The organism is Methylobacterium hispanicum, from assembly GCF_022179285.1.
GTDB classification, from domain to species: domain Bacteria; phylum Pseudomonadota; class Alphaproteobacteria; order Rhizobiales; family Beijerinckiaceae; genus Methylobacterium; species Methylobacterium hispanicum.
On sequence record NZ_BPQO01000058.1, the window covers coordinates 1 to 11,307 of the forward strand.

The 11,307-nt window shown below is 72.4% G+C and carries 9 protein-coding genes and 1 pseudogene; 4 read left to right on the forward strand and 6 right to left on the reverse strand.

What is annotated here, in order from left to right; genetic code table 11:
• The 3 genes and pseudogenes from MFF56_RS31310 to MFF56_RS31320 all read right to left on the reverse strand — a co-directional run.
• Positions 1 to 258, reverse strand: a pseudogene (locus MFF56_RS31310) (polysaccharide biosynthesis/export family protein); the annotation flags it as partial.
• A 181-nt stretch (positions 259 to 439) separates the two neighbouring features.
• Positions 440 to 1,930, reverse strand: a complete 1,491-nt coding sequence (locus tag MFF56_RS31315) for an LTA synthase family protein (RefSeq protein ID WP_066919772.1) — start codon at positions 1,928 to 1,930, stop codon at positions 440 to 442.
• Entirely contained in the window at positions 1,927 to 3,423 is a 1,497-nt protein-coding gene (locus MFF56_RS31320; RefSeq protein WP_066919770.1) for a capsular polysaccharide export protein, LipB/KpsS family, read from the reverse strand. The genes MFF56_RS31315 and MFF56_RS31320 overlap by 4 nt, the downstream gene beginning before the upstream one ends.
• Before the next feature lie 508 nt (positions 3,424 to 3,931).
• On the opposite strand from MFF56_RS31320, the gene MFF56_RS31325 reads away from it, so the two are divergent.
• The 3 genes from MFF56_RS31325 to MFF56_RS31335 all read left to right on the forward strand — a co-directional run bounded on the left by MFF56_RS31325 (position 3,932) and on the right by MFF56_RS31335 (position 7,062).
• Positions 3,932 to 5,233, forward strand: a complete 1,302-nt coding sequence (locus MFF56_RS31325) for a capsule polysaccharide biogenesis protein (protein ID WP_066919774.1) — start codon at positions 3,932 to 3,934, stop codon at positions 5,231 to 5,233.
• Between the two features lie 204 nt (positions 5,234 to 5,437).
• Complete coding sequence (locus MFF56_RS31330; RefSeq protein ID WP_066919768.1) at positions 5,438 to 6,205, forward strand: SDR family NAD(P)-dependent oxidoreductase; 768 nt, start codon at positions 5,438 to 5,440, stop codon at positions 6,203 to 6,205.
• The gene (locus MFF56_RS31335; protein WP_066919766.1) at positions 6,205 to 7,062 is read left to right on the forward strand and encodes a formyltransferase family protein; all 858 of its coding nucleotides are present in this window, start codon (positions 6,205 to 6,207) and stop codon (positions 7,060 to 7,062) included. Before MFF56_RS31330 ends, MFF56_RS31335 begins: the two co-directional genes overlap by 1 nt.
• Before the next feature lie 384 nt (positions 7,063 to 7,446).
• Here MFF56_RS31335 and ettA read toward each other — a convergent pair whose 3' ends face one another.
• The 3 genes from ettA to MFF56_RS31350 form a co-directional block, all read right to left on the reverse strand.
• A complete protein-coding gene (gene ettA, locus MFF56_RS31340; RefSeq protein WP_066923379.1) occupies positions 7,447 to 9,099 on the reverse strand; it encodes an energy-dependent translational throttle protein EttA in 1,653 nt (550 codons plus the stop codon).
• Between the two features lie 213 nt (positions 9,100 to 9,312).
• Positions 9,313 to 9,630 carry a hypothetical protein gene (locus MFF56_RS31345; protein ID WP_082773094.1) on the reverse strand — a complete coding sequence of 106 codons (318 nt, stop codon included), beginning with the start codon at positions 9,628 to 9,630 and terminating at the stop codon, positions 9,313 to 9,315.
• Between the two features lie 10 nt (positions 9,631 to 9,640).
• Positions 9,641 to 10,516: a DNA/RNA non-specific endonuclease gene (locus tag MFF56_RS31350; protein ID WP_238232150.1), complete on the reverse strand. Its 876-nt coding sequence runs from the start codon at positions 10,514 to 10,516 to the stop codon at positions 9,641 to 9,643.
• Between the two features lie 506 nt (positions 10,517 to 11,022).
• Here MFF56_RS31350 and MFF56_RS31355 point away from each other — a divergent pair.
• The coding region (locus MFF56_RS31355) for a 1-deoxy-D-xylulose-5-phosphate synthase N-terminal domain-containing protein (protein ID WP_283207454.1) at positions 11,023 to 11,307 on the forward strand (285 nt) is incomplete at its 3' end.

Below are 11,307 nucleotides of genomic sequence, written 5' to 3' on the forward strand. Positions count from 1 at the left end.
GACGGAGAGGCGGTGGTCGCCGAAGGAGGCGAGCAGGCTGTCGAGGGGGCGGGTGCGCAGGGCCTCGATGACGGCGGGGGTGATGTCGATGATCTCGTAGCGGGCGAACAGCCCGTCGGCGGTGGCCACCTCGGCACCGGCCACCACCGCGCGCGAGGTCGGACCCGCCGCGGGCAGCACGGAGCAGCCGGCCAGGAAGCCGGAGGATCCGGCCAGGAGGCCGGCCGTCAGCGCGGCGAGCGCTGCTTTACGCACCATTACACACTCCCATCCGGGTCTCCGGCCGCCGGCCGGTCGTCGGTCTGGCATAGGATCGTTGCTCACACATGGCTGAAACGCATTTGGCCGAGATCGCTTTAACGGAGCGTTCAGGCACGCAGCGCTGGCCGCCATCGTGCGGGTGGGCATCGGCCCGCAATACGTCACGAGAGTGGCACGGTCACGCTTGCGCGGGGCTCGTCCCGGCCGGAGGTGTCATATCCGCGTGAAGCGTGGCGCGCAGGCGACGGCCGAGCGCGTCCGCGGTCCGGTCGATCCGCCGCGGCGCGCAAGCCGGCCCGCCGAACCGGAACAGGGCGTAGTCGGTGCTCGTCTCACCGAAGCCGGGGCGGCAGGTCGGCAGGGAGGGCGCGTGGTCGCCGAACACGCAGAGCGTGGCCCGCTCCCCGCCCAAGCCGGCCACCAGCTCCTCGATCATCCGGCCCGTGTTGGCGACATGGTGGAGGTACTGGGCCAGCGGGTCGTCCACCCCCGGCAACCGCCCTGGCTTCCAGGGGCCGTGATTTTCCATCGTCACGCTGAACAGGAAGAGCGGGCCGCGCCGCGCCCGCACCTCCGCGAGGATGCGCCGGCCGAGTGCCACGTCGCCCACATACGGACCGGTGCGGGGCGCCTCGGCGAAGTCCTCGCCCATCACGAGGCGGCGGAAGCCGAAGCGCTCCATCACGCGCGCCCGCTGGAAGAAGTTGCGGTGGAACGGGTGGACGAAGAGCGTCTCGTAGCCGTTCGCCGCGGCCCGCCGGGGCAGGCTCGCCGGCTCGTCGCCGCCGTTGGCGAGGTAGGGATCGTAGACGCCGAAGCCGAGCGCATCCGGTGCGGCGCCGGTGAGCACGGCGTGCTCGCTGCGCATCGTGTAGGCGCCGTGCGCCGGAACGCGCAAGCGGCCGTACTCGGCGGCGCGGCTCCGGATCAGGTCCATGGCGGGAAGCCGCGGGCCGCCGAGGCGCTCCGGATCGATGAAGGATTCGAGCTGGATGACGACCACCACCGGATCGCCCGGTGCCGTCGGCTCGGCGGGCACCGCGGCGGGAGCCGCCTCGGTGCGGCGGCGCAGCGCGTAGGCCATGAGCGTCGCCGGCAGGCCGACGCGGGCGATGTCCGCCTCGAGATCCGGCCGCGGGAAGCGCCGGGCGAGAGCTTGCGCGAGCGGCCCCCGCGTCGCCGCGGCGGCGAGCCCCAGCAGGGCGAGCGGCAGCGCCACGATCGCGGCGAGGCTCCGCCCCGGCCCGGCGGGCAGCAGGCTCGGCTCGAGCCAGTACCAGAGCGCGATGCCCGCGAGCGCGATGAGGAACGGGCCGGCGACGCGCGGGCTCGTCACCGGCGGGATGTAGTAGAGCTGCGGGTGGCGCGGCACCTGCGGCAGCAGGGCGAAGTCGCTGAAGACCAGCGGCTCGCCGATCACCGCGCGCTTGGCCCGGCTGATCAGAACCAGCGCCGCCACGGTGGTCACGGTGCTGCTGGCGGCGAGCCAGGGCCGCCAGGAGAAGCAGAACCAGAACACGGTGAGCAGCGCGTAGGCGCCGAGCCGCAGGGCGAGGTCGCCGGGTCGCCGACCGAGGGGCGCCCGCGCGGCGCCGCCCCATGCCTCGATCGTCGCGGCGAGCGCGAGCGCGCAGGCCAGGGGCGCGAGGAAGCCTGCGAGGACGCTCACGCGTCCGGTCCTTGTCCGTTGCCGAGTCCTTGGCGGATGCCGCGGCGCGCGCGCAGGCGCCGGACGATCGGGTTGAAGAGGCCGTAGCGCGCCCGCATGCTCAGGTGCGCGAGGCGGCCCAGCGCGAGCGCGCTCCTGGGCGCCGTCTGGCGCGCGGCGCTGAGCCGGTCGAGGAGCTGCTCCGGCTCGCAGGGCTTCATCGCCACCGGGTCGAGATAGCGCGGGTAGAGGATGAGCGCCCCGGCGACGAGTTCGTCCAGCGCGAGGCGCCGGCCGCGGTCGGCCCCCGGCGCCAGATCCTCGCAGAGGCCCCAGCCCGAGTAGAACGGCCGGCCGTGGGTTGCGACGGTCAGCCCCCGGATCAGCGCCTCGAAGCCGGCGAGCGAGGTCATGGTCTCGACGTGCTGCACCCGGTCGAGCAGGTCCACGATGCTGATGCCGGCGACGACGCGGTCGGCGAGCGCCAGCGCCTCCGCCTCCGGGATCGCGCCGGGCCGGAAGCCGGCCTCGACGTCGGGATGCGGCTTGTAGAGCAGGAAGGCGTCGGGGTTGCGCGCGCGGGCCGCGGCCAGCAGGGCCCGGTTCGAGCGCACGGTCGGCGAGCCGTACTGTACCGAGGCGTCGTCCTCGACCTGCCCCGGCACCAGCACGACCCGGCGGCCGGTCGGCCAGTCGGCCGTGCCGGCGTCCAGCCCGACATTGTACTTGCTGAGGCGGCGCGCCACGACCGCCTCGCGCAGGCGCCGGGCCCGCGCGACGAGCGGCGCGGGAAAGGCCGCCCCCTTCAGGATCAGCGCGAGCCGGCTGTCCCGGCGCGGGTCGTAGTAGATGCCGGCGTCGTCCACCACGATGGAGGCGCCCGGCCGCAGGCTCGCGCCGAGCCCGACCGAGCGCAGGAAGCCGTCCTCGATCCGGGCGAGCGGCAGGCCGGCCTCGGCGCAGGCCGCCTCCAGGGCCTCCGGTGCCCGGGTGGCCCAGGCCCGCACCCGCGCCCCGTGGCGCCGCCCGGCCGCGACCGCGTCGGCCACCGTCATGGTGTGGACCGGCGGCCCCGCCGGGCCGGCGGCGAAGACGTCGAGCGCCGGGCGCTTCCACTTCGAGATGCCGACATAGACCACCCGCCGGTCGTTCTCGGCGAAGCGCGCGGCGAGCCACGCGACCTTCTCGGCGCAGTCCTCGGACGAGACCGGCCGGCGCGTCCAGGGATCGAAATGATGCACGCGCGCACCGTCCGGACCGTGGATGCGCAGCGAGGCGAGGCCCGTCGCCGGCGTGTCGTAGGGGCTGAGGAGCGGGCCGGGCTCGACGACGAGCGTGTGCCGTCCGAGGGCCGCGGCCAGCCGGGCGGAGAGCGCGTCCCCCCGCCACACGGCCGCGCGCGCGCCGGACCGGCCGAAGCGGACGCAGGCGCCGCCGGTCGCCGCCGCGATCTCGGCGCACAGGTGGCGGACCGTCGGTCCGATCGCGAAGAAGTCGGTCGATGCGGCTTCCATGTTCGCGGCGCTGTCTCCCCGGCCCGTCACGCGTCGCACCCGCGGGGCTGCCGCGGGGCTCGCCCGCCTGTAGCGCATTTTCGGGCGCGCGTGGCCGATCCTGTGCGTAACGTGGGCAGCGGGGACAAGTCCCGCCCGAACGCGGTCGCAGCGCGGGACGGCCGCAACCTCAGCGGGTGCGGACACATCGCCGCCGCGATTGCCCCATACCCCGGCTGAACCGGGGCGGTACCGCGCGTTGCGGCGCGGTCACAGCCCCCGGGATTCACAGGGATCGACCCCCGCAGCGGATTGCTGAGGACCGGGGTGTCGTGCAAGCCCATGATCGACTGCCGGAGACGTCCGCGGCTTCCGGCGCGGTGAAGGACAGAAGCGCCTCAGAATGCTGCAGCCTCGCCAGGACACCACAAGCGCCGACACCGCGATCCTCGGCTCCGCGACCGTCGGAACCGAGACCGCCACCCGGCTGCCGCCGCGGCCCGAGGTCCGGGCGGTCCCGCTCGATCCGATGGTCCGCGAGGGCGCCGACCGCGACCGTCCGGCCACCTTCCTGTTCCTGCAGGGCATCGCCTCGCCCTTCTTCTCCGATCTCGGCCGTGCGCTGCGGGCGCGGGGCCACGGCGTGCGGCGGATCAACTTCTGCTCGGGCGACTGGCTGTTCTGGGGCGGCGGCTCCGACCATTACCGCGGGCCTCGCACCGGCTGGGAAGCCTATCTGGACGCCTACGTGGCCGAGCACGGCGTCACCGACATCGTGCTGTTCGGCGATTGCCGCCCCTTCCACGTGGTCGCCCGCGAAGTGGCGGCGCGGGAGGGGCTGCGCGTCCACGTCTTCGAGGAAGGCTATGTCCGGCCGAACTGGATCACCTGCGAACTCGGCGGCGTGAACGGCTACTCCTCGCTGCCCCGCACGTCCGAGGCGGTCCGCGCGCTCGCCCGCCGCCTGCCGCAGCCGGCCCGCGCCCTGCCGTCGTCCGGCGACATGGCGCGCCGCAGCCTGTGGGACGTGAGCTACAACCTCGCCAACGTGCTGTTCCCCTATCTCTACCCGCGCTTCCGCAGCCACCGGCCCACGCATATCGCGATGGAATATGCGGGCTGGATCAAGAAGTTCGCCCGCCGCGGCCGGACCCGGCGCGAGGCCGCCCACTGCGACGAGATCTACCGCGCGGTCGGGTGCGACTACTTCCTGCTGCCGCTCCAGCTCGACAGCGACTACCAGATCCGCGTGCACTCCCCCTTCCTCGGGGTCGAGGGCTTCATGGACCGGGTGATCAAGTCCTTCGCCGAGACCTCGAAGGCGCCGACCCGCCTCCTCGTGAAGCTGCACCCGCTCGACAGCGGCCTGATGAACTGGCGCCGCTTCGCCCGCGCCTCGGCCCGGCGCCACGGGGTCAGCGAACGGCTCGACTTCATCGACGGCGGCGACCTGCCGGCCCTGATCGCGGGCGCGCGGGGCGTGGTGATCGTGAACTCCACGGTCGGCATGCTGTCGCTGGAGATGGGCCGCCCGACCCACGCGGTCGGCACCGCGATCTACAACATGGCGGGCCTGACCCATCAGGGCGACCTCGACAGCTTCTGGACCGAGCCGACGGCGCCCGACATGGATCTGGTCGCCGACTTCCGCCGCGTCGTCCTCAACCGGACCCAGGTGAACGGCGGCTTCTTCTCGCAGGAGGCGATCGCCCGCGCGGTCGCCGGCTCGGTGCCGCGCATGGAATCGGCCATGCCCGACGCGACCCTCGCCGCCGCCCGCGCCATCCGCGAGCGGGCGGAGGAGGACGGGCGCCTCGCCCCCGTCTACTGAAGTCCCGGTTTCGAAAGGTCGAGACCTTTCGCGGGTGCAGGGCAGAGCCCTGCATTTGATCTCCCCGTCCCGGCTCTGCCGGGTCGGAGAGACCAATCCCGGGGCTGCGCGCCCCGGCCCCCCGCCAAAGGACGCAGTCCTTTGGGATCCCTGACTTGGCTGCAAGCTTGATCCGGCGGACCGCCGCGGGGTAGCACCGCGCCCATGCCCTGCATCCTGATCACCGGCGCGTCGAGCGGCATCGGCGCGGCGCTCGCCCGGCACTATGCCGGCCCGGGCACCACCCTCGTCCTCGTCGCCCGCGACCCGGCGCGCCTCGACGCGGTCGCGCAGGATTGCCGCGCCCGTGGCGCCGCGGTCGAGACCGAGTGCCTCGACGTGCGCGACCGACCCGCGGTGCGCGCTTTCCTGGAGGCGGCGCACGCGCGCCACCCGCTCGACCTCGCGGTCGTCAACGCGGCGATCAACGGCGGCCATCCGACCGGCGATGTCGAGACCGAAGAGGTCGCCTTCGAGACCGCCGACATCAATCTCGGCGGCGCCCTCAACGTGATGCTGCCCTGCCTCGGCCTGATGCTCGCCCGGGGCCGGGGGCAGATCGCCCTGATGTCCTCGCTCGCGGCCTTCGCGCCGCTGCCCGACGCGCCCGCCTACAGCGGCGCCAAGGCGGCGCTGCTCGCCCACGGGCTGGCGCTGCGCGAGAAGGTCCGGGCCCGCGGCGTGAAGATCAACGTGGTGACGCCGGGCTACGTGAAGACCCCGATGGGCGGCGACTACAAGGGCTGGCGCCCGCTGGAGATGAGCGCCGACCAGGCCGCCCGGCGCATCGCGAAGGGCCTGGAGCGCGACCGGGACATCGTCGCCTTCCCCATGCTGCTCGCGGTGCTGGCCCGCGGCGCGGGCCTCCTGCCCGAATCCCTGCGGCGCCTCGGCATGCACGGCTTCCGCTTCCAGATCCGGAAGCGGCGCTGATGGCGCGCGCCCGCATCGCGCTCTTCGTTCTGGAGGCGCTGCCGAACGCGCGCGCCGTGCGCCGGTTCGTGGCCGACCACGCGCTCGAGATCGCCTTCGTGGGGCTCTCGAACGCCGAGCGGCCGGCGGCGGGCGGCCTCGTGGGCCAGGTGCGGCGCCACCTCGCGCGCTCCGGGCCCGGGATCCTGCCGTATCTGGGCATCAATTTCGGGCTGCCCGACCTGCTGCGCCCGCTCGCACCCCTGACCCAGGCGCTCGGACGCAGCCAGGATCTCAGCGAGACCACGCCGCTCGCCGCGCTCTGCGCCCGCCACGGCGTGCCGGTGCTGACCGTCGACGACGTGAACGGGCCTGAGGTGGCCCAGGCCCTGCGCGAGCACGCGCCGGATCTGATCCTCACCTATCATTTCGACCAGATTCTCAGGCCCGAGACGATTGCGGCGGCCCGGCTCGGCGGGATCAACGCCCATCCGGGGCTGCTGCCGCGCCACCGCGGCCCGGTGCCGACGATCCACGCGCTCGCCGAGGGGCCCGACGCCTTCGGCATGACCCTGCACCGGCTCGCCCCGCAGATCGATGCGGGAGCGATCCTGGCGCAGGAGCGGTTCCGCCTCTCGCCCAACGTGACGGCGACGCGCGCCTCGGTGCAGCTGCACCAGCACGGCCTGCTGATGCTGCAGGCTTTGCTCGACCGGATCGCACGGGACGGTGAGATACCCGAGGGCGAGCACGTGCCGGTGCTGCCCTACTGCCCGTTCCCGAACCGGGCGATGCTGCGGGCGATGCGCGCCCGCGGCCAGAAACTGACGGATGCGCGGGATCTTGCCGAGGCACTGGCGCTGAACGCGCGGGGATAGAAACAGCCGCGCAATCGCCCTCCCCCCTCTGCGGGCAGGGCGATCGCATATGGCGGGGGTCGTCTCCTCGATCGCCACTGGAACCGCGCCGCGCCCCCTCTCCCATAGGGAGAGGGTTGGGGTGAGGGGTATGACCTTTCAGATCTGAACACGCCATCGAGGCGCGTTCAGGTCGAGCCCTGTTCGGACGCCTCATACCCCTCACCCGGCTTTCTGCGAAAGCAGACCTCTCCCTATGGGAGAGGGGACCCACGCCTGACCGGGGCTAGGCTCGCCCGGCATATGCGATCGCCCTGCTCTGCGGGGGAGGGAGAGCCGCGCGAGCATGAAAAAGCCCTCCCGCCTCGCGGCGGAAGGGCCCGTATCCTCGACGGCGCAAGCGCCTCAGCGCGAGAACTTCTTGTACTTCAGCTTCTTCGGGATGATCGAGTCCAGCCCGAGCCGGCGCTTCTTGTCGGCCTCATAGTCCGAAAAGTTGCCCTCGAACCACTCGACGTGGCTGTCGCCCTCGAAGGCCAGGATGTGGGTCGCGATGCGGTTCAGGAACCAGCGATCGTGGCTGATGATCACCGCGCAGCCCGCGTAATCCTCCAGGCCCTCTTCCAGCGCCCGCAGGGTCTCCATGTCGAGGTCGTTGGTCGGCTCGTCGAGGAGCAGCACGTTGCCGCCCTTGCGCAGGGTCGCGGCGAGGTGGACGCGGTTGCGCTCGCCGCCCGAGAGCGTGCCGACCTTCTTCTGCTGGTCGCCGCCCTTGAAGGCGAAGGCCGCGCAGTAGGCGCGCGAATTGATCTCGCGCTTGTTGAAGTAGAGGATGTCGTTGCCGCCCGAGATCTCCTGCCAGACGGTGGCGTTCGGATCGAGCGCGTCGCGCGACTGGTCGACGTAGCCGAGATGCACGCTCTCGCCGACCTTGATCTCGCCGGCATCGGGCTTCTCCGTGCCGGTGATCATCTTGAACAGGGTGGTCTTGCCGGCGCCGTTCGGGCCGATCACCCCGACGATGCCGCCCGGCGGCAGCTTGAAGGAGAGATCCTCGATCAGCAGGCGGTCGCCGTAGGCCTTCGACAGGTTGTTGAACTCGATGACGTTCTGGCCGAGCCGCTCGGTGATCGGGATGACGATCTGGGCGGTCGCATCGACCTTCTGCTGCTGCTTGGCGACCAGCTCCTCGTAGCGGGTGATGCGGGCCTTGGACTTGGTCTGGCGGGCCTTCGGCGAGGCCGAGATCCACTCCTGCTCGCGGGCGATCGAGCGCTGGCGGGCCATGTCCTCGCGGCCCTCCTGCTCCAGGCGCTTCTGCTTCTGCACCAGCCAGGACGAGTAGTTGCCCTCGTACGGGATGCCCCGGCCGCGGTCGAGCTCCAGGATCCAGCCCGTGACGTTGTCGAGGAAGTAGCGGTCGTGGGTCACGATCAGGATCGCGCCCGGGTACTGGCGCAGATGGCCCTCGAGCCAGTTCACCGTCTCGGCGTCGAGGTGGTTGGTCGGCTCGTCGAGGAGCAGCAGCTCCGGCTCCCAGAGCAGCAGCTTGCAGAGCGCGACGCGGCGGCGCTCGCCGCCCGAGAGCGTGGCGACAGGCTGCTCGTCGCTCGGGCAGCCCAGCGCCTCCATGGCCTGATCGACCTTCGAGTCGAGCTCCCAGAGGTTCTGCGCCTCGATCTGGTCCTGGAGGGCGGTCATCTCGTCCGCCGTCTCCTCGGAGTAGTTCATCGCGAGCTCGTTGTAGCGGTCGAGCATGGCCTGCTTCTCGGCCACGCCCTCCATCACGTTCTCGCGCACCGACTTGCTGGTATCGAGCTGCGGCTCCTGCGGCAGGTAGCCGACGCGCGCGCCCTGCGCCACGAAGCCCTCGCCGGTCCAGTCCGTGTCGATGCCGGCCATGATCTTGAGCAGCGTCGACTTGCCGGCGCCGTTGATGCCGAGCACGCCGATCTTCGCGTCCGGATAGAACGAGAGGTTGACGTTCTCCAGGACCTTCTTGCCACCCGTGTAGGTCTTGGTCAGACCCCGCATGTGGTAGATGAATTCGCGGGCCATCGCGGGTATCCTCTTAAGCGTTCGTGCCGGCGCGTTCGCGCTCGCCGTGCCGGCGCACGGCTGACACGGTTGACGGGCGCGGGCCGGTTCGCCCGATCCTCTCGGGTCGCCGGCCCCTGTCGCGGGAAATGATCACGCCCGAGTATCAGGACGCGCCGGGGCGGGCAAGGACGGCCGTCGGGCGCGGGTGGGATGCCCGTCAGGCGAAGGGCGTCAGGTGAAGGGATTGCGTACCGGCTCCGCCCGCTCCGCGTCCCCCTCCGGCTCGGCGACGCGCTCGGGCAGGTCCTGCGCCTCCAGCGCGGCCACGATCGCCGCGGCGGTGCGCGCGAGTTCGCGCGCCAGCGCGAGGCCGACGCGGTCCCGGGTGATCTCGCAGGAGCCGTGCAGCGCGATGCGCGCGGTGCCGTTCTCGAAGGAGAGGGCGCCGAGCGTGCGCACCGCCGCGTCGTCCGCGAAGGGCACGAAGCCGGGCTCGGCCCCGCGGCGCGCCTCGCGCTTCGACTCGCGCTTCGACTCGCGCTTCGTCATGGGCATCTCCTCAGAAGATCGAGCGCAGGGCGTCGCGGATCGCCTTGCGCAGTGCCCGGCCCGCCTCGCGCCAGAGCCAGTCCTGCCAGCTCTCCTCGCGGGGCCCGCGCCGCTCGGCCTCGTCCCCGCGGGAGAACTCGCGCGGTTCGGGCAGCGGCATGGCCTGCCCCTTCACGGTGTCCGGCAGCCCGGGGAAGACGTCCACGCCGGCCGTGCCCCTGAGGGCGGCGATCGAGACCGCCTGCCAGGCGGCCCCGGCCCGGTTCGGCGCCAGGTAGGCGCCGGCCTCCCCGCGCGCCGGGTCGTAGATCGCCTTGTAGAGCTGGGTCGGCACCAGCACCCGGCTCTTGATCGCATCGACCGAGCCGCCCGTGAAGACGACGCCGGTCACCACGTAGAGGGTGCCGCGCTCGCGCGCGAGGCGGCGCACGCTCTCCTCGATGCCTGCCCAGAGGCCGCGGTTGAAGGCGCGGTTCTGCGGCACGATGTTGGCGAGGCTGAAGGACTGGCCCTGGGCGGTCTCCGTCGGCATGTCGCCCGCGGGCGCCAGATGGCCGCGGTCGAAGCCCGAATGGACGTAGTCCTCAAGCGTCGAGCGGTCGGCCTCGGGGATCCTGTCCTCCTCGTGAAACCTGTCGTCGCGCGCGACCGCGCGCGCCTCGGCGACGCTCTCCCGGGTCAGCCGCTCGGCGGCGTAGAGGGGCGTGCGCGAGGCGCCCGAGTGCAGCACCGCGAAGGCCTCGAAGCACAGGGGCACGGTGCGCGCGGCGAGCTTCGGGTTGGTGAGCGCCGGCGGCCAGCCCTCCGCGAAGAAGGCGGGGCAGGCCGTCTCCGCCGCGGCCGGCGCGGCCGCGAGGAGGAACCCGAGGGCGAGGGCACGCCTCAGTCGCACATCCGCACCCTCCGCGGGCCCTGCGGCGTCGGGCGCTCGCGCCAACCGCAGGGGCGCCCAAGGCTGCCGCGGAACGGGTGGACCTCCCGGTCCGGCCCGCCCGGCACGGTCCGGGGCGGGCAGGCGCCGAGGAAGCCGCACGCGAACGTGAGATTGCCATCGACCGGACCGGGGGCGGCCGAGGCCTGCCCCAGGAGAAGCTGGCCCCAGAACACGGCGGCCGACAGCGTGATTCCGCACGAACGAATCGACTTCAAGGGCGGTCCTCATGTTGCCGCTGGGGCACGAAATCGCGAAAAATCGCGCCCCAACATTGATCGGAGCAGCGATCATCCGTAACTGGCACTATCATGACAGCGGTCGTGCCTGCTGTCCCCCCGGAGTTCACGGCCCCGTTACGGGCATCGCGTGAGCCGCGCCGACGGCGGTTGGGAAGGGACGTGGCACGATCCGGCACAGCTTCAAGAACGGAAGAGTTCCCCTTGGCCGAGAACGAGAGCGTGACGTCGATCCTTGACGGTCTGGAGGAGCCGGCGGCTTTGCGCCACCTGCCCGAGAGCCGCCTGCAGGCGGTCGCCGACGCGGTGCGCGCCGAGATGATCGACGCCGTCTCCGTCACCGGCGGCCATCTGGGTTCCGGCCTCGGCGTGGTCGAGCTCACCGTCGCGCTCCACCACGTCTTCGACACCCCCGACGACCGCATCATCTGGGACGTCGGACACCAGGCCTACCCCCACAAGATCCTCACCGGCCGCCGCGACCGCATCCGGACGCTGCGCCAGGGC